The 22167-nt window shown below is 68.8% G+C and carries 24 protein-coding genes and 1 pseudogene; 7 read left to right on the forward strand and 18 right to left on the reverse strand.

Translation table 11 applies throughout. From position 1 onward, the window contains the following. Nucleotides 1–38: 38 nt before the first annotated feature. From GA0070612_RS02685 to GA0070612_RS02725, 10 genes are all read right to left on the reverse strand, one after another. Nucleotides 39–653: a MarC family protein gene (locus tag GA0070612_RS02685; protein WP_088986470.1), complete on the reverse strand. Its 615-nt coding sequence runs from the start codon at nucleotides 651–653 to the stop codon at nucleotides 39–41. Between the two features lie 40 nt (nucleotides 654–693). Further along, nucleotides 694–1563 (reverse strand): PHP domain-containing protein, encoded by an 870-nt coding sequence (locus tag GA0070612_RS02690; RefSeq protein ID WP_088986471.1) that lies wholly within the window; start codon nucleotides 1561–1563, stop codon nucleotides 694–696. A 62-nt stretch (nucleotides 1564–1625) separates the two neighbouring features. Further along, entirely contained in the window at nucleotides 1626–2888 is a 1263-nt protein-coding gene (locus tag GA0070612_RS02695) for a hypothetical protein (RefSeq protein WP_157742406.1), read from the reverse strand. Then, a complete protein-coding gene (locus GA0070612_RS02700) occupies nucleotides 2885–3628 on the reverse strand; it encodes a SigE family RNA polymerase sigma factor (protein WP_088986473.1) in 744 nt (247 codons plus the stop codon). Before GA0070612_RS02700 ends, GA0070612_RS02695 begins: the two co-directional genes overlap by 4 nt. Before the next feature lie 103 nt (nucleotides 3629–3731). Beyond that, complete coding sequence (locus GA0070612_RS02705; protein WP_088986474.1) at nucleotides 3732–4607, reverse strand: PH domain-containing protein; 876 nt, start codon at nucleotides 4605–4607, stop codon at nucleotides 3732–3734. 6 nt (nucleotides 4608–4613) lie between these two features. Next, entirely contained in the window at nucleotides 4614–4772 is a 159-nt protein-coding gene (locus GA0070612_RS31765; protein ID WP_007455302.1) for a hypothetical protein, read from the reverse strand. 116 nt (nucleotides 4773–4888) lie between these two features. Continuing rightward, the gene (locus GA0070612_RS02710) at nucleotides 4889–5521 is read right to left on the reverse strand and encodes a DUF6758 family protein (RefSeq protein WP_088986475.1); all 633 of its coding nucleotides are present in this window, start codon (nucleotides 5519–5521) and stop codon (nucleotides 4889–4891) included. A gap of 125 nt (nucleotides 5522–5646) precedes the next feature. Next, nucleotides 5647–6270: a TrmH family RNA methyltransferase gene (locus GA0070612_RS02715; RefSeq protein WP_088991227.1), complete on the reverse strand. Its 624-nt coding sequence runs from the start codon at nucleotides 6268–6270 to the stop codon at nucleotides 5647–5649. Nucleotides 6271–6322: 52 nt separating this feature from the next. Next, nucleotides 6323–6838, reverse strand: coding sequence for a hypothetical protein (locus tag GA0070612_RS02720; protein WP_088986476.1), 516 nt, complete (start codon nucleotides 6836–6838; stop codon nucleotides 6323–6325). 104 nt (nucleotides 6839–6942) lie between these two features. After that, complete coding sequence (locus GA0070612_RS02725) at nucleotides 6943–7458, reverse strand: MaoC family dehydratase (RefSeq protein ID WP_088986477.1); 516 nt, start codon at nucleotides 7456–7458, stop codon at nucleotides 6943–6945. Nucleotides 7459–8006: 548 nt separating this feature from the next. On the opposite strand from GA0070612_RS02725, the gene trxA reads away from it, so the two are divergent. The 3 genes from trxA (at nucleotide 8007) to GA0070612_RS02740 (ending at nucleotide 9887) form a co-directional block, all read left to right on the forward strand. Further along, on the forward strand, nucleotides 8007–8369 hold the full coding sequence (gene trxA, locus GA0070612_RS02730; RefSeq protein WP_030329190.1) for a thioredoxin: 363 nt from the start codon (nucleotides 8007–8009) through the stop codon (nucleotides 8367–8369). Between the two features lie 151 nt (nucleotides 8370–8520). Continuing rightward, the gene (locus GA0070612_RS02735) at nucleotides 8521–8961 is read left to right on the forward strand and encodes a hypothetical protein (protein WP_088986478.1); all 441 of its coding nucleotides are present in this window, start codon (nucleotides 8521–8523) and stop codon (nucleotides 8959–8961) included. Further along, nucleotides 8958–9887 carry an HTTM domain-containing protein gene (locus GA0070612_RS02740; RefSeq protein WP_088986479.1) on the forward strand — a complete coding sequence of 310 codons (930 nt, stop codon included), beginning with the start codon at nucleotides 8958–8960 and terminating at the stop codon, nucleotides 9885–9887. Before GA0070612_RS02735 ends, GA0070612_RS02740 begins: the two co-directional genes overlap by 4 nt. Here the strand turns inward: GA0070612_RS02740 and GA0070612_RS02745 are convergent. Next, nucleotides 9851–10270, reverse strand: coding sequence for a thiol-disulfide oxidoreductase DCC family protein (locus GA0070612_RS02745; RefSeq protein ID WP_088986480.1), 420 nt, complete (start codon nucleotides 10268–10270; stop codon nucleotides 9851–9853). The two genes, GA0070612_RS02740 and GA0070612_RS02745, sit on opposite strands and share 37 nt — an antisense overlap. Before the next feature lie 92 nt (nucleotides 10271–10362). On the opposite strand from GA0070612_RS02745, the gene GA0070612_RS02750 reads away from it, so the two are divergent. Continuing rightward, nucleotides 10363–11409: an Rv2578c family radical SAM protein gene (locus GA0070612_RS02750; RefSeq protein ID WP_088986481.1), complete on the forward strand. Its 1047-nt coding sequence runs from the start codon at nucleotides 10363–10365 to the stop codon at nucleotides 11407–11409. A gap of 261 nt (nucleotides 11410–11670) precedes the next feature. On the opposite strand, the gene GA0070612_RS02755 is transcribed toward GA0070612_RS02750, so the two are convergent. The 5 genes and pseudogenes from GA0070612_RS02755 to GA0070612_RS32370 form a co-directional block, all read right to left on the reverse strand. Then, the gene (locus tag GA0070612_RS02755; protein WP_231924440.1) at nucleotides 11671–11940 is read right to left on the reverse strand and encodes a hypothetical protein; all 270 of its coding nucleotides are present in this window, start codon (nucleotides 11938–11940) and stop codon (nucleotides 11671–11673) included. Between the two features lie 21 nt (nucleotides 11941–11961). Further along, nucleotides 11962–16137, reverse strand: a complete 4176-nt coding sequence (locus tag GA0070612_RS02760; RefSeq protein WP_088986482.1) for a polymorphic toxin-type HINT domain-containing protein — start codon at nucleotides 16135–16137, stop codon at nucleotides 11962–11964. Nucleotides 16138–16483: 346 nt separating this feature from the next. Next, the gene (locus tag GA0070612_RS02765; RefSeq protein ID WP_231924441.1) at nucleotides 16484–17011 is read right to left on the reverse strand and encodes a hypothetical protein; all 528 of its coding nucleotides are present in this window, start codon (nucleotides 17009–17011) and stop codon (nucleotides 16484–16486) included. A gap of 313 nt (nucleotides 17012–17324) precedes the next feature. Further along, nucleotides 17325–17727, reverse strand: a pseudogene (locus tag GA0070612_RS32985) (transposase); the annotation flags it as partial. 31 nt (nucleotides 17728–17758) lie between these two features. Then, nucleotides 17759–18076: a hypothetical protein gene (locus GA0070612_RS32370; RefSeq protein ID WP_231924443.1), complete on the reverse strand. Its 318-nt coding sequence runs from the start codon at nucleotides 18074–18076 to the stop codon at nucleotides 17759–17761. Between the two features lie 68 nt (nucleotides 18077–18144). On the opposite strand from GA0070612_RS32370, the gene GA0070612_RS02775 reads away from it, so the two are divergent. After that, entirely contained in the window at nucleotides 18145–18552 is a 408-nt protein-coding gene (locus GA0070612_RS02775) for a CoA-binding protein (protein ID WP_088986484.1), read from the forward strand. 117 nt (nucleotides 18553–18669) lie between these two features. Here the strand turns inward: GA0070612_RS02775 and GA0070612_RS02780 are convergent, their stop codons facing one another. Further along, nucleotides 18670–19866 carry an acyl-CoA dehydrogenase family protein gene (locus GA0070612_RS02780; RefSeq protein WP_088986485.1) on the reverse strand — a complete coding sequence of 399 codons (1197 nt, stop codon included), beginning with the start codon at nucleotides 19864–19866 and terminating at the stop codon, nucleotides 18670–18672. 497 nt (nucleotides 19867–20363) lie between these two features. On the opposite strand from GA0070612_RS02780, the gene GA0070612_RS02785 reads away from it, so the two are divergent. Beyond that, entirely contained in the window at nucleotides 20364–20570 is a 207-nt protein-coding gene (locus GA0070612_RS02785; protein WP_231924444.1) for a DUF4190 domain-containing protein, read from the forward strand. A gap of 16 nt (nucleotides 20571–20586) precedes the next feature. Here the strand turns inward: GA0070612_RS02785 and GA0070612_RS02790 are convergent, their stop codons facing one another. Then, nucleotides 20587–21492, reverse strand: coding sequence for an SDR family NAD(P)-dependent oxidoreductase (locus GA0070612_RS02790; RefSeq protein WP_088986487.1), 906 nt, complete (start codon nucleotides 21490–21492; stop codon nucleotides 20587–20589). Nucleotides 21493–21608: 116 nt separating this feature from the next. On the opposite strand from GA0070612_RS02790, the gene GA0070612_RS02795 reads away from it, so the two are divergent. Then, nucleotides 21609–22127 (forward strand): DUF4190 domain-containing protein, encoded by a 519-nt coding sequence (locus GA0070612_RS02795; RefSeq protein WP_088986488.1) that lies wholly within the window; start codon nucleotides 21609–21611, stop codon nucleotides 22125–22127. The last annotated feature ends 40 nt before the right edge of the window (nucleotides 22128–22167 follow it).

Here is a 22167-nt window from a genome sequence, read left to right on the forward strand (position 1 = left end):
GATCCTGCCATCCACCTCCGACAGCGTGGGTGTGCCGGTCAGGTCATGTTCACGTAGTGCGTGACGAAGGCGAACACGGCGTCGGCGATGAGCTGCACGGCGATCGCGGCCAGCAGCAGACCGGCGATCCTGGTCAGCACCTCGATGCCGCCGGGCCGCAGGATCTTCACGATGCCGCCGGAGAAGCGCAGGACGATCCAGACGGCGACCATCACGGCGAGGATCGCCACGGCGATGGCGGTGTAGTCGCCCAGGCCGTCGGCCTGCTGGACGAAGAGCATGGTGGCCACGATGGCCCCCGGGCCGGCCAGCAGCGGGGTGCCCAGCGGCACCAGGGCGATGTTCGAGGTGGCGTCCGCGCTGGGGCCGTCGGTCTTGCCGGTGAGCAACTCCAGGGCGACGAGTACGAGCAGCAGCCCACCGGCCGCCTGCAACGCCGGCAGGTCCACGTGCAGGTAGTCCAGCAGGGTCTGACCCGCCACCGCGAAGATCACGATCACGCCCAACGCCAACGCGACGGCCTGCCAGGCCGCCCGGTTGCGGTCCCGCGCGGGGAGCGGACCGGTCAACGCCAGGAAGATCGGCATCATGCCCGGGGGGTCAGTGATCACCAGCAGGGTCACGAAAACCTCGCCGAACAGCTTCAGATCCACGTGATCAACCTAGCCGCGCCGAATTCCGCCGAAACGCGGATCAGCCGGAAGCGACCTCGATCACCCCTTCGGCGACGATCCGCTCGTACGCCTCGACGTCCGTGGTGAACGCACCGAGCTGCACGGTCTTGTGCGTGCCGTGGAAATCCGAGGAGCCCGTGACGAGCAGGCCCAGGTCGGCGGCGAGCGCCCGGACGTGCGCACGCTCGGCGGGGCTGTGGTCCTCGTGGTCGGCCTCGAGCCCGGCCAGTCCGGCGGCGGCCAGCTCGGTGATCAACTCGTCGGGCACCACGCGGCCACGGCGGGTGGCCCGGGGATGGGCGAAGACCGGCACACCGCCGGCCGCTCGCACCAGCCGGACCGCCTGGAACACGTCGATGTCGTCCTTGGGTAGCCGGTACCGTTCGCCCAGCCAGTCCGCGCCGAACGCCTCCCGGGTGCTGCCGACCAGGCCGGCCCGGATCAGCGCCTGTGCGATGTGCGGCCGGCCCACGGTCCCTCCGTCCGCACCGGTCAGGATCTCCGGCCAGCTCACGTCGATGCCGTCGGCGCGCAACAGCGCGACGATCCGTTCACCGCGATCCAGCCGGGCGGCCCGCACCCGGGCCAGCTCGGCCACCAGTTCGGGGTGGTCCGGGTCGAACAGGTACGCCAGCAGGTGCAGCGGCACCGCGGGTTCGGTGCCGGACCAGCGACAGGAGAGTTCCGCACCGCGGATCAGGCGCAGCCCCGGCGGCAACGCGTCGACGGCCGCCGCCCAGCCGGCGGTGGTGTCATGGTCGGTGATCGCCACCACGTCCAGCCCTGCCGTGTCGGCGGCCCGGACCAGCTCGACCGGTGTCAACGTGCCGTCGCTGGCCGTCGAGTGGGTGTGCAGGTCGATCCGCGGGGCACCGGTACGCGAGGTCACCTCATGACGCTATCGAGCAAGCACCGAGCCCGACTCACGGAGGCCGTTTCGACCGGGGTGGATCAGAAGCTGCTGACCAGGACGGGCCGGTCCCCGGCTGGCACGTCGGGCACCGGCTCGGGCACCGCCGGTTTCCCGGCCCGCACCCGGCCGACGTCGACCCGGACCAGGTCACCACCGCCGTCGAGGTAAACGGCCTGGGTGTCGTTGCTCCAGACGATCGTGCCGGACATCGGCGGCCCGGCCGGAACGGCGGTCGGCGCGGGCCCGAGTCGTCGCAGGTCGACCAGGAGCGCCTGGCTGGTCTTGCCCACCCGTCCGTTCACCAGCAGCCACCGCCCGTCGGTGGAGACCCCGCCCACGCCGTCCTGGGTCAGGTCCGCACCACAGCTGGACTCGACGGGCTGCAGGTGGCGCTTCGGGTCGAGGACGGCCAGGCAGGTGCCGCCGGGGTCGGTCGCGACGGTCTGGCCGACCAGCCGCCCGTCGGGCAGTTCTCCGTAGACGTCGAGGGTCTGCCGGTCGACGGCTGCGGGCATCTGCCCGCCGCCCGGCCGCCAGAGGGTGTGACCGGCACTCGTGGGGTCGAGCCGGACCAGCACGCTGTCACCGACGAACCGGGTGGGCTCCGCGGCTGCCGGCACCGGGGTGCGTGCCGCGCCGATGAGCTGGGTGCCGACCACCCCCGCCACGAGCAGGTCGCCCCCGTCGCGCCAGGCGACCTGGCGGCTGTCCGGTGCCAGGACGATCGAGCCTGCCCCGGCGAGCAGCACCTGCACCAGCCCGTCGTCCTGCACCACCCAGAGGGTGCGGCCGGCGGTGGTCGGCGTGCTGACCACCAACCAACCGCCTCCGCCGGGCAGGAGTTGGGCACTTTCGGCCGGCCCGATGTCGCGCAGCACCAGCCGCTGCCCGTCGGGGTTGACCAGCGTCTCGCTCACGAGCAGGGAGGTCGACGTCCCGGCCGAGGGTTCGCCACCTGGAACGCTGGCCGTGGGGACCGGCCGGTTGGACCGGTCCGGGTCCCCGATCACCACGATGGGCGTAGCGTCCCGCCCGGTTCCCGCACCGAGTTGGACCATGCCGGCGCCCAGCAGCACGGTGACGGCTGTCGCGAGTGCGAGCCCGACCCCGGTGCGCCGCCGCCGGATCCGGTTCGCACGTCGAATCGCCTGGCCGGCGGGGTCGGCGCGCAGCGGGCGGGCAAGGGTCACATGGTGCGAGAGGCTCTCCCGCACCGCACCTTCCAGCTCGTCAGGCCGCACCTCGTATGAACGCTTCGACCCGGCCGTCAGGTTGTCGGGTCGGCCTGGCAATCCGCTCACTGCTGCTCCCCGGAGCCCGTGCCGACGGGCACGGCCGCCGGGGCGGTGGGCAACACGACCTGCGGGACGACCGGACGCGGTGTGGCCGGGCGGGGCGCGGCCCTACCGGCTGTCTGCCGGGGTCGCGGCGGTGCGGCGGCGCCGGTGGCCGGGAGTTGCCCGTTCGGGGCGCCCGAGGCGGTCGGGCGGACGACACCGGGCGCGGCCGGCCGACCGGCCGTACCGGGCGCGGCGGGAAGCTCCGCCGCGTCGGCTCCCATCCGCCGGCGCAGCGTGGCGAGGGCTCGGGACGTCTGACTCTTCACCGTGCCCGGTGAGATGTCCAGCATCGCGGCGGTCTGCGCCTCCGACATGTCCTCGTAGTAGCGCAGCACCAGCACCGCCCGTTGCCGGTTGGGCAACTGCCTCAGGTACCGCCAGAGCAGGTCACGATCGAGCTGCTGCTCGATCTCGTCGACTCCGGCCCGTTCCGGCAGCACCTCGGTCGGGCGTTCACCGTGCCAGCGCCGCCGCCACCAGCTCGTGGATGTGTTGACCATCACACGGCGGGCGTACGGTTCGACGGCCTCGATCCCGCCGAGCCGCTTCCACGCCAGGTAGGTCTTCGTCAGCGCTGTCTGGAGCAGATCCTCGGCCGTGGCCCAGTCGCCGGTGAGCAGATAAGCGGTGCGCAGGAGCGCGGCGGAGCGTGCCGCGACGAACTCGCGGAACTGCTCCTCCAACGAGTCCCTGCTCGTCACCGCACACCTCCAGACCACAGCCGTCCTGGAAGAGTGCCACGTCAGAGGCGTTCCGGTCCATGACGGAAGGTGCGCACTTACTCCGATGTTCGGTCGAAAAGCTTCACGCCCCGTCGTCGGCCTTGGCTTCGTCGGCCTCCTTGCCGAGCCGCGCCTCGACTGCCTGCGGCTCGTACATCTCCTCGACGACGCGCAGGTAGAGCTCGTTCGGGTTGGGCAGGTTCTTGATCTCCCGGAGGGCCTGCTCCTGGCCGGCGGACTCCAGCACGAAGGTCCCGTAGTTGAGCGCCCGCCCGGTCGGGGTCTGTTCGTACTTCATGTCGGTGACCCGGACCAGCGGCATCATGGCCACCTTGCGGGTGACGATGCCGTTGACCACCATGACCCGCTTGTTGGTCAGGATGAAACGGTCATACCACCAGTCCGCGACCTTCCACGCCACCCAGCCCATCACGGCGAACCAGAGCAGCACGGCGATGGTGGTCAACGCGCCGACGTCCTGCCCGGCGAGGAAGCCGGAGAGGTAGCCGAGCACGAAGGTCGCCGCGATGCCGATCAACAGCGGGTTGGTGAGGTGGATCCAGTGCCGCTTCCACTCACCCCGGTAGCGCTCGGTGGGGAAGAGGTAGCGAGCCACCAGCGAGCTGGGCTCGTCCTCCAGAGGCAGCACCCGACGAGGTGTCGAGCCGGTCGCGTCGGCGCGCAACCCGGCCAGCTCGTCCTCGGAGATCTGAGGCGGCTGGTAGCTCGCCTCCGGATCACGGATCCACCCTCGACCGGAGCGACCCTGGCCGGCATAGCCGGGCCCGTCGCCGTAGCCGACGTCGTCCGAAAGGGACGGACCGTCGGAGAGACCGGGACCGGCCCCGTAGCCCGGGCCGTCATCAGGCCCGATCCGCGGGATCGGCTCGGTGTCGCGCTCGCGGCGCTCCCGGTCGGGGTCGTCCGGGTCGAAGGGTGGACCGGAGGGGCTGCCCATCGGCGGCTAGGCGACGAGACTGGTGAAGAAGTCGCCGAACCCCTGCGCAATATCCATGATCCCGCCGCCGAGCGACTTGAACACGTCAGCCGCCGAGTTTGGCCGGTAGGCGACGAAGAAGATCAAGAATGCGATTCCGGCCCAGGTGAGGACCTTCTTGACCATGGCGGGCCATCCTCTCGCGCGGCGCCGGGTCCCATTACCGCAGCGGCACCCAGAGTATCAGTGTGGTGTCGTACAGTGAATATCTGCGTCCGTTCTCCGTCAAACCGGGAGACTTGTCAAGGTCTCCCGGGTAAGTACGGGGACGGTGCGCCGTACACGAGCTCGGGCGGAGTCCACTCGGTCAGGTCGTGCAGCACGACGTCTTCCGCGAGCAGGTGACCCGCACTCGCCGGCCAGGCTATCGCATGGAGCCACATTCCCCGAGCTTCGCCCGCGTACGCGCTTCGATCCGTCGGAGAATTCACCAACCACAGTGGAGTGGGATGCCCGGCGACCCTGATCTTCGCCTGCCCGACGTGGTCGGGATGACCCGGCCCCGGGTCGGTCAACGCGTCGACCAGCTCCGGACCCGGGTCCGGTCCGGCCAGTCCGGCGAGGCGGGTGCCCAGGCCGACGCCCGGCTCCTCGGCCACGAAGACCAGGTCCGCCGGACCACCACCGAGGGGCGCCGGGCCCGCGCAGGCCACCGCTGTCGCGCGCACTCCCGTCCGGTCGTCCCCGGCGTACGCCACGCCGGTGAGCGTCCAGCCGGTCGGCAGCGGCCACGGGCACCAGAGCGGCGTGACCGGCGGATCCGCGGTCGCGGTGATCCGCTCCACCACGCTCGCCACGATGTCCGCTCCGATGTGCTCGGGCACGTGCAGCGGCGGCACCGGGCCGCAGCGCACGCATCTCGAGTCGGTGTGCATCAGATCCGGCGCCCGTACCGGGCCCCCGCATCTCGGACAACTCACCGCGACACTCACATCCCCACCGTCACCCCGTACCGCCGGCACGTCAAGCGGGAACGTCCAATTCGGCGTCCGGGCGCGGATCAGTCCGGCGGCGGGCCGGCGTGGGCGCGGATCCAGGCGTGCATCGCGATACCGCTGGCCACACCCGCGTTGATAGACCTCGTCGAGCCGTACTGGGCGATGGAGTAGAGCTGGGCGCACGCCGCTCGGGCCGGCGCGGAGAGCCCGGGGCCCTCCTGACCGAACAGCAGCACGCAGTCCCGGGGAAGGGTGCCGGTCTCCAGCGGACGCGAACCGGGCAGGTTGTCGATGCCGAACACCGGCAGCCGGCGCTCGTCCGCCCAGGCCACGAACTCCTCGATCGTCTCGTGGTGGCGCACGTGCTGGTACCGATCGGTGACCATCGCGCCACGCCGGTTCCACCGACGCCGGCCGACGATGTGCACCTCGGCGGCGTTGAACGCGTTGGCGTTGCGGACCACGGTGCCGATGTTGAAGTCGTGCTGCCAGTTCTCGATGGCGACGTGGAAACCGTGCCGGTGCCGGTCCAGGTCCGCGACGATCGCCTCGTGCCGCCAGTAGCGGTAGCGGTCGACGACGTTGCGCCGGTCCCCCTCGGCCAGCAACTGCCTGTCGTAACGCGGGTCGTCCGGCAGGTCCCCCGGCCAGGGGCCCACACCCACCTCAAGCTGGTCTTCGGTCACGGTCATCAGAGGGTACGGACCACGGCGGCACCCGCTGCGGCGGCCCGCCGGGTCACCGCAGCCCAAGGGCGGCGCCGAGCCGGTCCAGGAAGCGCCGGTCCGCCGGGGTCGCCAGGTGGTCCACCCGACGTTCGCCGGGGCTGGGCACCGCGCGGCACACCCGGGCCGCGACCGACTGCACCCACTGGCGGTACGCGGCCGAGTCGGCGGGGTCGGCGTGCCGACCCAGCACCCGGTGCGCCGCCCGGCAGGCGGCCAACAGGTCCACCAGGTCGGTGAGCTGCTCGGTGGCCTGCGGGGTGCCGTCGTGCCGGGCGTAGATCGCGGCGACCACCGCGCGAACGAGATCACTGTCGAAGGCACGGCCGGCGGCCACGGCGTCCAGGCCGGCGAGACCGGCCATGACCCCTCGCTCGACGCGGCCGGGGCCGGAGGCGGCAGCCGCCACGAGGACCCGGCCGGGCAGGCTGGTGAGCAGGTCCCACTCGGCGGCGGAGTAGGCAGCAGTGGTCGACGGTGCGGCTCGACGGCCGGCAGAGGGCGGCTCTCCGGCGACGGAGTGGCTCATCGGAACCTCCGGGCGTCAGCATATGCCCCGCGTACGGGAGCGGGGCCTCTTCCAGCGCAAACGCGCTGCGGCGGGAAGGGGCCCGCGGTCCGTCGGCGGTCAGGTCACAGCGGCTCGGGGAAGCTGGGCCGCTCGGGGTCCACCCCGTCGGGGACGGCGGCGGCCGCGTACTCCCGTTTGGGGACCATGACCTTGCGCCGGAAGACGCAGACCATGGTGCCGTCCTGGTTGTAGCCGCGGGTCTCCACCGACACCACGCCCCGGTCGGGCTTGGAGCCGGACTCACGCTTGTCGAGCACGGTGGTCTCGCCGTAGATGGTGTCGCCGTGGAAGGTCGGCGCGACGTGCCGCAGCGACTCGACCTCCAGGTTGGCGATGGCCTTCCCGCTCACGTCGGGCACCGACATGCCGAGCAGCAGGGAGTAGATGTAGTTGCCGACCACGACGTTGCGCTTGAACTGACTGGCCGTCTCGGCGTAGTGCGCGTCCATGTGCAGCGGGTGGTGGTTCATGGTGAGCAGGCAGAAGAGGTGGTCGTCGTACTCGGTGACGGTCTTGCCCGGCCAGTGCCGGTAGACCGCGCCGACCTCGAACTCCTCGTAGTAGCGGCCGAACTGCATCCTGGTCCCCTTCGACGGGCGGCGATGGAGTTCGGCACAGCATGCCTTACCGAAGGTTAAGGCGACTGGCGGGGCGCGTCGGCGGTGGAAAAGTCACACCGGTCACTGGCACCCGGGGGGAGACGCAATGAGCGGCGGGGCCCTCCCCGGCACCCGCCGCCCACGCTCTGATGCCGAGAAGTCTGCCCTACGGCGGCGTAGGTTCAACAGAGATCGGCGTCACATTTATCTTTTTGTAACACTACTCTCGGTGACGATGCGGAGGTTGATCAGCGATCTCCGCAGGCCGGATACCTCCTTGTCACGGCCCAAGTTACCGATTCGTAGAGCTCAATCGGGTGGATCTCCCTGGAAACGCTCCCATTACCGCAGGTCACGCAAGTGCGTCATGCATTTGCGTTCCGCAGGACGGGGATAAACAGACGCGGATCGATGGTCCCCGACCCCCGGCCGGGCCTGGCACGTTTCGTGACCCACACCCCGGGAATTCGATACGGTCAGCCCGGGTTCTACGGGTCGTAGACAAACCGCGGTGATCGGAGAGTGCAATGGCAACCGTTGAGCTGACCTCGGCGAACTTCGACGAGGTGACCGGCAACGACGGCATCGTCCTGGTCGACTTCTGGGCCGACTGGTGTGGTCCGTGCAAGCGGTTCGCCCCGGTCTACGAGCGCTCCTCGGAGAAGCACCAGAACATCGTGTTCGGCAAGGTCGACACCGAGGCCCAGCAGGAGTTGGGCGCCAAGTTCGACATCCGGTCGATCCCCACGATCATGGCCATCCGCGACGGCGTCATCGTCTTCGCCCAGCCGGGTGCCCTCCCCGAGTCGGCGCTGGAGAACCTGATCGAGCAGGTCGAGGCCCTCGACATGGACGACGTCCGCAAGCAGTTGGCCGAGCACAACCACTGAGTCGTCCGAACGACACGAAAGGCCGGGCCCGGTGCGGGCCCGGCCTTCGTCGTACTCCCAAAGGCATTTGCATGATCACCTACCCGGCCAGGCCGGACTGACCGTCGGTGGGACCCGGCACGGCCGGTACATCCCGTATCGTCACGACCCGATGGAGACCCTGACCACCCGCGGGCGCGTGACCCGGCTCGGCGCGACCGCACTCGGCCTCGCCCTGCTCCTGGGCGGCACCTTCTGGGGCAGCGACGACGACTTCCCGTTCGGCCCGTTCCGGATGTACTCCACCTCGAACCCGCCGAACGCGCCCGCCCCCGACACCCGCGTCGAGGGGGTGAACAGCGCCGGGACGGTGATCGACCTCGACCAGGACGCGACCGGCATCCGTCGCGCCGAGATCGAGGGTCAGCAATCCCGGTACGCCGCCGACCCGACGCTGCTCACCGAGGTCGCCGACGCGTACGCCGAACGCCACCCGGACGTTCCCGCGCTGGTCGAGGTCCGCATCGTCATCCGCTGGCACGGTATCCGCGCCGGCCGACCGACCGGGCAGTACACCGACCAGACCGTCGTCAGCTGGCAGGCGACCCGATGACCCGCTGGCTGACCGAGGCCGTCCCCCGGGGTCGGGTGGCCGCGTTCCGGACCCTGATCTACCTCTTCGTCGCCGCCGACCTGGTGATCTTCACCCCCTGGGTACGCACCCGGGTCAGCGTGCCCGGCGACCTCTACCAGCCGCTGCTGATCGGTCGCCTGCTCCCCCTGCCGACGCCGACCGAGACGCTGGTGACGGTGATCTTCTGGGCGTTGCTGGCGCTGGCCCTCCTCGCCGCGACCGGACGAGCCCCCCGCCTGCTCGGCTGGGCGGTCTGCGCGCTCTACCTGGAGTGGATGATCATCGCGATGAGCTACGGAAAGGTCGACCACGACCGGTTCGGGCTGCTCGTCGCGCTGGCCGTGCTCCCCACCGCGGGTCGGGCCCGGCACGGCGACACCACCCGCACCGAGGCCGGTGGCTGGGCTCTGCGAGTCACCCAGATCGCGGTGATCTGCACGTACTTCCTGGCCGCCTTCGCCAAGCTGCGCTTCGGCGGCCTGGACTGGCTCACCGGCTCGGTGCTGGCCCGCGCGATCATCCGGCGCGGCACCGACCTGGCCGACCTCATCGCCCAGGTGCCGTACCTGCTCATCGCCGCCCAGTTCGGCATCGTGGCGTTCGAGCTGCTCAGCCCGGTGGTCTTCTTCCTGCCACCCCGTTGGCGACACGCCATGGTCGGCTTCTTCTACTCGTTCCACGTGGTCACGATCGCGACCATCACGATCTCGTTCGCGCCGCACCTGGCCGCGATGACGAGCTTCCTGCCGCTGGAACGGGTCCGCCCGCTGGTCTGGACCCGCCGGCTCCTGGGTCGCGGCCCCGCCGCGACCCCGCCACCGGATCAGACCCGGGTGGGCGCGAACGCGGAGTCGCCACCGCTCGGCGATCAGGCCTCGGTGGTCGGGCGGCCCGCCGGGCCGTAGAGCCGCTCGCGGGCTTCCTGTGGCAGGGAACAGGCCGCCGTGCCACCGGGCAGGCGGTGCCGGTTGCGTGCCACCCAGCGGTACACCGGCCAGGCCGCGACGCGCACCGGCGGGAACCGCAGACCCGCACCGGCCATCCGCCAGATCGGCCCGCTGCCGGCCAGCAGCTTCGCGATGGCATCCGGGCCGGCGGCGCGGACGCCGTCCGCACCGACCCACTGCACGGCCTCCTCGCACTCGGCCACGGTGAGGCCGAGCGCGTCCAGGTCGGCGAACTGCCAGGGCACCACCCGCGCGCCGGTCGGGATGCGGCGGGCAATGAAATCCGCGCACTGCGTGCAGAACGCGCAGTCCCCGTCGTAGACGAAGGTCGACGTCTCCATGGGTCCATCCTCCCCTCACCGACCACCCGAACACCCACCGGTGTACGGCGGGTCACTTGCGCCCTGCTCGTACACGTGTTCGAATAGTGCCCATGCGCTGGGACAACCTCACCGCTCCCCCGGTCGAGGGAGACCCCGAGCGGGCAGCGCCAGCGACGCCACCCCTGCCGCTGGCGCTGCCCGGCGCCGTCGCCCGCACCTTCGACACCCCCGAGTTCGCCGGGATGACCTTCTACGAGGTGCAGGCCAAGTCCATCCTCAACCGGGTGCCCGGGCAGTCCCGCGTGCCCTTCGAGTGGACGATCAACCCGTACCGGGGATGCAGTCATGCTTGTGTTTACTGTTTCGCGAGAAATACTCACACTTACCTCGACCTCGATGCCGGTGCGGACTTCGACCGGAAGGTGATCGTCAAGGTCAACGCCGGTGAGCTGGTGCGGCGGGAGCTTGCCGCGCCGAAGTGGCGGGGCGCGCACGTGGCGATGGGCACCAATGTCGACTGCTACCAGCGGGCCGAGGGCCGTTACCGGCTGATGCCGCAGATCATCAGCGCGCTCCGGGACTTCGCCAACCCGTTCTCGATCCTGACCAAGGGCACGCTGATCCTGCGCGACCTACCGCTGCTGCGTCAGGCCGCCGAGGTCACCAGCGTGGGCATCTCGTTCTCGGTCGGGTTCGTCGACGAACAGCTCTGGCGGTCCGTCGAGCCGGGCACACCGCACCCGCGCCGCCGACTGGACGCGGTGCGGGCACTCACCGACGCCGGCTTCTCCGTCGGAGTGCTGATGGCCCCGATCCTGCCCGGCCTCAGCGACGACGACGCGTCGATCGACGCCACCGTGTCGGCGATCGCGGCGGCCGGGGCGACCAGCGTGACAGCGCTGCCCCTGCACCTGCGCCCCGGCGCACGGGAGTGGTACGCGCCCTGGCTCGCCCGGGAGCATCCACACCTGGTCCCCCGCTACCGCGAGCTGTACCGGGCCGGTGCGTACGCGCCGCAGGCGTACCAGCGGGAGGTGACCGCACGGGTCCGGATCGCCGCCCGGCGGCACGGGATGCACCGCGGCGAACGCGGCGACAACCGCAACCTGCCCGAACCACCGCCACCGTCGGCAGCCGAGCAACTGACCCTGCTGTAGTCGGACTCAAACTGCCGCCAGTGGCCAGGTTTGCTGGGCGCCACATCCTCGCTCCATCGTCGCTGCGCGGGCGAACGTGATCGAGGATGGAGTCGCCGATCACTGGAGCGGCTAGCTCCGCCAAGGATGGCAATCTGAACGGGCCGTTCAGTCACGGATCAGCGAGCATGGACGGTCCCACCATAGTCGACGCGAGAAGCTTGGCCGTCCATGCACACACCAAGGGCGGAGGCCTAGCCTCCGCCCTTGGTGTGTCAACATTCATTCGTCCAACTGTCGCCCATTCTCGTCCACGTTTAATTGGATGAGTAGGCGCTTTCGGGCAGCAGCCACTCTCTCTTCGTAGTCAGGATGAAAGATTTCCACCAGTGCGCCTTCGATACTTCCGCCAATTCTGTAGAGCGGCATCCAGAGTGCGGGATCTTCGAGCTTTGCTTTGCTCCGCTGCAGCCGCCAAATCCAGTCAGACATGACCAACGCTTCATCGGTGGTCATCCGAATCTCGATCGTCGGTTCGCCTGGGTCGGTCACTGCCCACTCCTTGCCGTGTTGTCACAAGACACCGTCTCGCATCAGATAAAGGAACTGGTCCGAGTCAATTGGCGACTTCCAGCCCGCAAGATACATTCCCCTTTCAGCGCCCTGCGTCCCCATTGATACATGCAGACCAGTTGAGGGATCCACATAGTGGATGCACGGCTTGCCGCGGAACGTGCCGGGGAAGGATATGGTACCCGGGGCCTTGACGAATTCCTTGATAACCGACAAGAAACGCTGGCCGTTCAGGTTGTTGAAGTTCGCGTCGATGCCGAAGTCGAACGCGTGCATCTTGCCGGTCTGCGGGTTGCGAGACATGTAGTGGTGACGCAGGTCATTAAGGTCCATCCAGAATCGAGGGCAGGCACCCGAGTTGTGCACCAGGACCGGCGTCGACCCGGCGAGGACGTAGAAGGTCTGCTGGACAGCGACGGTCAGGTTGTAAACCCTGGTTTCTTCGGCACGCCGGCTGACACCGACGATTCCTACCCGGGAACCATCGTTCGAGAGCAGTCGCTTGTCAGATCCAAGGCCACCGGCGTTCGCCCAGAAACTCGAGTCGGGCAAATAGAACGGGTGGTTGTCCGTCGCGGAAATTTCTGCAGCGGCACCGCCTCGAGCCCCGTCCGTGTCGACCTTGACATCGACGAGTTGCTTGAGCCCACTGCCGACAATCACACCGGTGACCGGGTAGTCGCCCGTGAGGCCGGTCGCCGGATTGGTTGCGACCACTCGCTCACCGACCGCCACGTCCTTGATGGCCTTGCTCCGACCACCCGGGAGGAGCACCTTCGTGGACCCGATGAAGCTGTTACTGTCCGTGACGCAACCGTTGAGCCGCTCGGCGATCCGGCTGAGAGCCGACTGCTCGGATCTCTGCTGGACCAGACTTTTTTCCAACTGCGACAGCGCCCTCAGGCGCTTCACGGTATCGAACGGAGTCTTGAGGAACTGGTCAATCCATTCAGCCGGGCTGCCTGGCGCGCCCATGTAGTAACTCTCGATCCCCAACGCGAAGATGCCGCAGATGCCGCTGCACGCGAACTGCAGGCCCACGTTCGCCGTACCAAGCACTGCGGTGAACAAATCCACCCACGGCTTGGCGAACTGCCACGCTACACCGAGCTCGAAGTCGCCGTCGAGCACGGTGCTTAGACATGTGCGATACGCGTCGCTGGTGGTGCTTCTGAAGACAAATTTGCACTGGTCAGCGTTCCAGTAGAGCTTTTTTACCAGTTCCTCTTCGGTTGCGAGCACGTTACGGGAGCAGGTCATCCACTCGTCGGTGAGCCCAAGGTTGCGGTAGCCCTCGCATTCGAACAGCTTCCGAGCATTTTCCCGGCTCTGGCTCTCCTGGCTCTTTTTGATCTGATCCTCGGCAGCCTTGCGCATCTGCTCAATGCGTTCATTGAAGGCAGTCGCGGCCCGCTTGGCCGCGTCGAGGGCAGTTTCCCCGTCCTGACGCGCCTCTAGCGCCTGCTCGTACGCGTAACGAGCCGACCGGTAGGCATCGCTCGCGTACTTGTTGGCGGCCCGGAAGGACGACTGGGCCGAGGCGGCAGCACGCGTAGCCCGGTCGGCCGAGTTGCGCGCGCTGGCGGCAGCATCTCTGGCCGTCTTTGCCGAGGTAGCCGCTTTCCTGGCGCTGGTTTCCGCGGCCTGAGCTGAGGCAGCAGCCTGCCCCGCGTGCACCGCCGCAGCGTTCGCCGCGGCGTTCGCCTGCTGGGCGTACTCTTCTGCCTCAGCGGCATGCCCCCAGGCACGAGCCGCCTCCTCCTGTGCCTTGAGCGCCTGTTCGGTGGCCTTCTTGGCCGCCGCCTGGGCGTGCTCGAGGAGAGCAAGGACCTCGTTCTCGTGCACGGCCGCGTCGAAGTCCCGCTCAGCCGCGGTGTACTGGTCCGAGTTGAGGAATTCCTTTAGGAACGCTGGAGGACCCTCGAGTGCGATCTCGGCGGCGGCCCGCACCTCTGGGCCGCTTTCCGGGCTAGCCAAGACCTGATTGACCTTGAGGCGCTCGTCGATCGCCGCAGCCGTGTGTTGGCCCACATCAAGAAAGCCTCGCAGTGCCTGCGGATCGGCGGAGTCCAACGCCGCCTCCGCCGCCTTGATCAGCTGCGTACTGTTGCTTTGCTTGGCGGCGGCCAGGATCTGGTTGACCGCCAGGCGGTCCTCAAGTTCTCGACCGGGATAGTTGCGAGTCTGAAGCAATTGCGACACTGCGGCGTCCGAGCTGGCGAGCGCGGCCTCGGCCGCTTGGACCAACGCTGGGGTGCCCACCGCCATCATGTCGGAGAGCGTTTCCCGGTTGTCCTGAGCCGCAGCGGCCGGAATACCTGTACGGACGAACTCGATCACCTCGGTGTCGGTACCCCCCAGCGCCTCCTGCGCGGCGGCGCTGGTCCAGGCGCTGTCTGCCTGTCCCAGCCGGAGAGCAACTTTCCGGGCGGCGGCAGCCGCCACCACCGGATCAGTCGTAGGCGAGGCAGCGAGGGCGATCAGCTGGTTTGTCTCGGCCCCACGTTTCTCGGCTTGTTCATCGTTCCACTCGGCCTGACGATCGAATTCCTCTTGCGCGACAAGTGCAGCCCGGGCAACATCTTTACCCTGGTCGGTCGCCACTGCGATCCGCTCGACGTCGACGGCACGAGCAGCGTCGTAAACCTCCTTGGCCTTGACGGCGGCGTCGACCGCAGTCTGCGCGGCGGCGCTGGCCGCGTTTGCATGCAAGGTGGCGAGACGAGCGGCCTCCGCACCCTCGCGAGCGTGGTCCGCGGCATCGTTCGCGGCCCTCGCGGCGGCCTCGGCGTCCTCAGCAGCACGATTTGCGGCGTCTCGGGCTGCATAGGCCGCTCTGGCGGCTGTCGCGGCGTACGCGGTAGCAGCACGGGCTGCGCGCCCAGCGCGATCGGCGTTGGCGCGCGCCGTCGCTGCTGCCTTGCTGGCAGCTGACGCGTCGGCGCCGGCGGCACTGGCATGGCCGGCTGCGGCCTTCGCAGCGTCAGCTGCCAGGGCGGCGTTGTTTCCCGCCGACAGAGCAGCCTTGACGGCGTCTCCGGCACGTAGTGCCGCGTCTGCGGCCTTAGCAGCTGCGACCGCAATGTCCTTTGCCGCAATCGAAGCGTTACTGGCCGCCAGTGCCGCAGCCTTTGCTTCCCCGGCCTTCGTGCGATCGCGGGCGGCGGCAGAAGCCGATCGATATGCCCGCGCTGAGGACTGCTGCGCCAATGTTGCGGCGGAGGCCGCGCGAGCTGCAGCCGACGAAGCCTTCCGAGCCGCCGAACTGGCGGCTGCGGAGGCACCGATTGCCTCGCGGGCGGACTTCGCAGCATTCGTCGCGGCGGTTGCTGCCTGTTTGGCGGCTGCCGCGGCGGCAGCGGCGTTACCCGCAGCCCGCTGACCAGCCTCCCTTGCTGCCTCGGCGTCCCTGCGCGCCGCGTCCGCCGCCCGTGCAGCTCGATCCGCCTGCTCTGTGGCAGCCTCGGTCTCCCGGGTCGCCTCCTCGCTGGCAGCGACTGCGGCTTTGGTGAGGTCAGTAATCGCGGTCAGCTCCTGGTCACGAGCTGCTGCAGTCGCCCAGCCCGAGCTCAAAAACTGGATGAGCGCCTCAGTGGTGTCGGCGTCGAGCGCACGCGTCGCGGCCTCACGGACCCGAGGTCCTCCGGCGTTCATGATCTGGTTCACCTTGAGACGCAGATCAGATTCATACGGTGCCTGCCAACCGGAGGCGAGAAATGCGTCAATCGCTGTAGAGCTGTCGGCGTCCAGAGCGGCCTGAGCCGCTTGGCGAAGCTTCGTGCCGCCGCCAGCCATCATCTGATTAACCCGAACGCGTTGGTCGGTGTCTGCGGCCTGCTGCCAGCCTGACGAGAGGAAAGTCGAGATGGCTCCCGGAGCCTCCGAGTCCAGAGCGGCCGTCGCAACGGTGCGCAGGGCGGAGCCGCCGGCTGCCATCATCTGATTGACGGCAAGTCGGTCGTCCACCGTCTGACGGTCTTGCCACTCCGCCGCGAGGAAGGCGCGTACCTGCTCGTCTGTACCGAGCAGTGCCTGCTCGGCGGCGGCACGCACCTGCTCACCGCCCGTTAGCCAGGCGGTGACCACCTGCCCGCGCTCCACCGTTGCCGGGACCGGCTCTTCGGCCTCCGCTGGCGACGAGCCCGCGAAGATCGGCAGTATGATCACAGCGAGCATGGTCGGCAACGCTCGTTTTACCCCGTGTGGTCTGCCCAACGAGAACCTCAAGATCCAACCTCCCCGTTAAAAAGCTGAACATCGGCCTTGCTATCAACGGACCGCAGATTCAGGTGCTGCTGCGGCCCGGCTGTACGGAGTGAGCGTCTTTCGCCCGATCAAGGTGTACGTAGTCGGCTATCCAATTCATAGGCAGCACTGGAAGAGGTACCTGATCGCTGAACGTCAGGTACCTCTTTCAGTGCGTAACCGGGTGTCGCCGTTCCATCGCCGCAGCGGCGTCGCGAAGGACCCCACGGGGGCGGACCCGAGACACATCATCGGAGGTCTCGGGAAAGCGCTTTCGTCAGCCGGTGACTTTAAGCTCCAGCAGCGTCGTCGGATCGTTCTCCGGATTGATGCCTTCGCCAACCTGGGTGAAGCCGTCTGGATCGCACTGCACCGGCGGAAGTACGCCCTCCGAGGTTGCCACGGTCGCGGTCACCTCGTGACCCGCGCCGCTAGTCAACCCGTCGCCGCGGATCTCGTACACCGTCGGCAGCTCCAGCTTGAGGTACCCAGTATTGGCGAGAATCTTGAAGCAGAACACGCGGGAGCTGGCCGGACCGATGGGATCTGTCGTACGGACCCTCAGCAGTCCGATGTCACCAGTTGGCGGCGTTGAACAAGCGACAAGAATGATGTGACCATCGCCGGAGATCAGAGTGATCCCTTGCTCGGCTTTGATTGCAGCCGCGCCGGGGTAGGCGAAGTCCTCGACGATCGATCCGCCGTTCGTGTCAGTCGGCACATCTTCGGCTGCCGCCCCCGCGACAGCAGCCGCTGTCCCGACAAGACCAACGGCCACGACTGCCGAGGCGCTGACGAGACTCATAACGGTAGCTCTGGACTTTTTACGCAACGTGAACCTCATCTTCGTTCTCGCGGTCGCGACAAGAAGCCATAGGCAACAGTCGACACTGAGCTTGAGGTCACCAGTCAGCAAGCTATGACCTCGCAGTTCTGGACGCCCGCTGCCCAGGCGTCAGCCCCGGACCGAAACTGGAGGGCTAGACATCGACCACTATAGGCCTGTGACCGAGGCCTGTGGGGCCCGCCTGAGCACCATCTGGCGCGCTGGAACCCAATCCCTTCCAGACAGCCCTCACCCGCATCGCGGGCATGACCTTTTGTGAGGGTCTGTCAAACTAACGGTGTAACTCAGGTTGTTGACGGCGACTTGCGGCGTGCGCACAGGCGACCTTCGAAGGCGATTCGAAGGCGTTCAAGGCTGGTTTCCAGCACATGGTCCACTGCCGGCGGCCCTGCCCGGTCGGGCCGAGCTCGTCACGGCGAGATAGACGCACTTGAGCGCGGGGCCCTCGCCGGGGAAGTGGCCGCCGGTGGCGTCGGGTAGGCCCTTGAGCCCGTCGCAGACCACCATCCACGCGTCCTGAACTCCGCGGTTCTTGAGCTCGGTGAGGACCTGCAGCCAGAACTTCGCGCCCTCGCCGCCGTCGGCGGCCCACAAGCCGAGGATGCCCCGGGCGCCCTCGACCGTGACGGCCAGGGCCAGGCCAATGGGGCCGGGTTGGCGACCTTCCCGTCGCGCGGATCTTCACGTGCACCGTGTCCAGGAGGATCACCGGACAGCCCGCACGCCATCGCGGGAGTGCCCGCCGTTCCTGCCCGCCGGATCGCCCTTGTCATAACCCAGATGATCAGTGATATCACCCTCCAGGGCTGACTCCAGGACTCGCTTCGTGAGCTCCCGCAGCCGCCCACCATCGCCGGTCAGTTGCAGACCCGCTGCACGGGCCTGCTCCACCAGTCGGGCGACCAGCTCAGCGTCCACACCCTCCGCCGGTTGTCCCGGCGCCTCCTTAGCCACTGCGGCAGTATCCACGGCAACCATCGATCCATCAGACATCAGACACGGCTCCTTGATCAGGGGTTTCACCGTTCGTCTTACAGTCCCGAATTGCAGGTGAGGATGTTCCGCGAGAGCACAGACGCTAAGGTTCGCGGGTGCGTACCGCTCAGCAGATCCTCGCCGACTCCGCCGTGATCGCCGTCGTGGGTGCCTCCCGCGACCCGTTGAAGGCCGCGCACTCAGTGCCGTTGCAGATGCAGCGGTACGGCTGGCGCATCATCCCGGTCAACCCCACTGTCGACGAGCTGTTCGGGGAACGGGCGTACCCGACGCTGGCCGACATCCCGCACCCGGTCGACCTGGTGGACGTGTTCCGGCCGGCAGCCGACGCCGTGCAGGTGGTCCGGGACGCAGCGGCGATCGGCGCACCGGCGGTCTGGCTGCAACTGGGCATCGTCTCGGCCGAGGCGCGGAGGATCGCCGAGGAGGCCGGCATGGAGTACGTCGAGGACCGCTGCCTCATCGTCGAACGTGCCGCCGGCGACCTGACCCGCTTCGCCTGACCAAGCCCCTGCCCTACCCCGTCGATCATGGAGTTGTGGTGCCGGACTTGCGGTCATAGGCACTTTTGTCACCCACCAGAACTCCTTGATCGACGAGGCAGGGCGACGGGCGGGCGGTCAGAGCTTGTATTCCTTCAGGAGGCCGCGGGAGATGATGGTCTTCTGGATCTCCGAGGTGCCCTCGCCGATGAGCAGGAACGGGGCCTCCCGCATCAGCCGCTCGATCTCGTACTCCTTGGAGTAGCCGTAGCCGCCGTGGATGCGGAACGCTTCCTGGACGACCTCGGCGCAGTATTCCGAGGCGAGCAGCTTGGCCATCCCGGCCTCGACGTCGTTGCGCTGGCCGGCGTCCTTGAGGCGGGCGGCGTTGACCATGAGGGCGTGCGCCGCCTCGATCTTCGTGCCCATCTCGGCGAGCTTGAAGGCGATGGCCTGGTGCTTGGCGAGGGGCTGGCCGAAGGTCTTGCGCTGCTGGGCGTACCCGACCGCCAACTCGAAGGCGCGGATGGAGATGCCGCAGGCGCGGGCGGCCACGTTGACCCGGCCCACCTCGATGCCGTCCATCATCTGGTAGAAGCCCCGGCCCACCTGGTCGGCACCGCCGAGGATCGCGGAGTCGGGCACTGTCACCCCGTCGAGGACCATCTCGGTGGTCTCGACGCCCTTGTAACCCATCTTTTCGATCTTGCCGGGGATGGTGAGGCCGGGGGCGGTCTCGCCGAAGCCCGGCTCCTTCTCCAGCAGGAAGGTGCTCATGTTGCCGTACACCGAGTCGGCACCGGTGTCGGTCTTGACCAGGGTGGCCACCACCGAGGAGTACGCACCGTTGGTCAGCCACATCTTCTGCCCGTTGAGCACGTAGTGCTCGCCGTCGCGGACGGCCCGGGACTTGATGGCGGAGACGTCGGAGCCGGTCTCCGGTTCGGACATCGAGAACGCTCCGCGGACCTCGCCGGTGGCCATCTTCGGCAGGAGGCGGGCCTTCTGCTCGGCGGAGCCGTGCTGGGAGATCAGGTACGCCACGATGAAGTGGGTGTTGACGATGCCGGAGATCGACATCCAGCCCCGGGACAGCTGCTCCACCACCAGCGCGTAGGTGAGCAGCGATTCGCCCAGACCGCCGTACTCCTCGTCGATGGTGAGGCCGAACAACCCCATCTCGCGCATGCCGTCGAGGATGTCGGTGGGGTACTCGTCGGCGTGCTCCAGCCGCTGCGCGTGCGGGATGATCTCCTTGTCGGCGAAGTCCCGAACGGTCTCCAGGATCGACCGTTGCACATCGGTCAGGCCGGGCGTCTGGGCGAGTCGGGCCATCTCAGCCTCCGGGGATCCGCGCACTACTCATGGGTAACTGAACGCTGGGTAAGTATCGACCTCGGGGGCCGACGAGGCCAAGGTGACCAGTACACACAACCGCTGTGAAAAGGTTCACCGCTGCGGGTAGCGTCCGGCAAGAGGGGCTTTTCCGGCACCGGCAGGAGGAGTGCAGCAGTGAGCTACCCGCCGCCGTCGGGACCACCAGGGGATGAGCCGCCACCGTCGCCCTACGAGCCACCACGGGACCAGTCACCGTACGCGCCGCCACCACCCGGCCAGCCACCGTCGGACCAGCCGGCGTTCGAGCTACCGGCGGAACGCTCACCGTACGGGCCACCGGCGGACGACCCGTCGCCGTACGCGCACCAGGGCCCGCAGCAGTCACCGCACTGGAGCCAGCAGCCGCCGTACCCTCCGCAGGGCCCCTACGGTCAGTACGGCCCCCACCCGGCGGGCCGGGCCGGGGCACCAACGTCCTCGCGATCCTGTCGCTGGTGTTCGCGTTCGTGTTCCCGCCGGCCGGCGCCGTCCTCGGGCACATTGCCAGGCGGCAGATCCGCACCAGCGGTGAGGACGGCGACCAGCTCGCCACCTGGGGCCTGATCCTCGGTTACGTCTTCACCGGGCTCACGGTGCTGGCCTGCTGCGGCTGGTTGGCGCTCGTCGCGCTGGGCAACACCGGCGACGGCGGACGCTACTGACCGTGGGCCGCCCGGGTCAGCGGAACCGGGCCTCGCGGACGCTGTTGCCGCCGTCCACCACCAGCATCTGACCCGTGATGTACGAGGCAGCCGGCGAGCAGAGGAAGCTGATTGCCGCGGCGACCTCGTCCGGGGTGCCCGGTCGACCCACCGGAGTGCCCAACCCCTGCTTGATCTCGGCCATGGTGGACGCAGCGGTGTAGATCGTGCCCGGCGCGACCGCGTTCACCGTCACCCCGTCGGCGATCATCTCCATGGCCAACGCCCGGGTCAGCCCGACGACCCCTGCCTTCGCCGCCGCGTACGCGGCCTCGGTGGGCAGGGCGTTGACCGGACCGGCCGTGGCCGCGAGGTTGACGATCCGACCCCAGCCCCGCTCGGCCATGCCCCCGATGAACGCGCGGCTGCACAGGAACGCCGTGGACAAATTGCGGTCGATCTCGCCGCGCCACTCGTCGTAGGTCAACTGGGCGACCGGCCGCAGCACTCCCTGGCTCGCCCGGCTGGCCAGGCCGGCGTTGTTGACCAGCACCTCGACGTCGCCCAACTGCTCGGCGACCGCGTCGGCGAGCGCACCGACCTCGGACTCGTCGGTCAGGTCCGCGACGAAACCGGTCACCCCCAGCTCACCGGCCCGCTCGTGGATGCGTCGGGTGGTGGAGACGATGGCCACGCGGGCGCCCAGGTCGGCGAGACGGCGGGCGGTGGCGTACCCGATGCCGTCCGGGCTGCCCGCCCCGGTCACCAGGGCGACCCGGCCGTCGAGCCGCATGGTCACCGGATCGCCGAGTGCGACCGGCTCGTCGGGGCCGGAACTCCCCGTCGGCGTGGCCACCCGGGCTCGTCGGGCGACGCCGGGGCGGCTGACGTCCCGTCTGGGTCGGCTGCCGGAACGGTCCGCGGCGCGCGCGTCGAATGCCATGCCAGGATCCTGCCCGCTACGACCGGCCCGAGCAACGCGGCACCCGGTAGCGGGGGCGTCAGGTTTGGGCGGTGCTGGCTACCCTGATGCCGCACCCGACCTGACGGAGAGTTCGAATGACCAACCCCCCGCCCGACGGCTGGAGCGACCCCACGTGGTCGGCGCAGCCGTCGAGCCCCGCACCGGACCCGACCCTGGTGGCCGGTCAGCCGGTACCCACCCAGCCCGGCCCCGCCCACCCGTACGCGCCCGTGGATCCGTACACGCCGGGCGACCCGTACGCGGGTGCCAAGGTGCAGCCGGTGGCGGCGTACGGCCCGCCCGGCTACCCGCCGCCGCACCCCGGTTACGGCTACCCGCCGCAGCCGAAGACCAACGGCCTGGCCATCGCCTCGCTGGTGCTGGCCCTGGTCGGCGTCACCACCTGCGGCGTCACCGCGCCGATCGGGGCGATCCTCGGCCACGTGGCACAGAAGCAGATCCGGGCCAGCGGCGAGGGCGGTGAGGGAATGGCGAAGGCCGGCATCATCGTCGGCTGGATCATCACCGCGCTGATGGTGCTGGGCATCGCCTTCTACGTCGCCGCGATCATCTTCGCGGTCACCACGGGCGACAGCGGCAGCAGCAGCTACTGAGGGCGGCGGCCGGGTCGGCGTACCACCCGGGCCGGGTCGA

The sequence above is a fragment of the Micromonospora chokoriensis genome, from assembly GCF_900091505.1.
Lineage (GTDB): Bacteria > Actinomycetota > Actinomycetes > Mycobacteriales > Micromonosporaceae > Micromonospora > Micromonospora chokoriensis.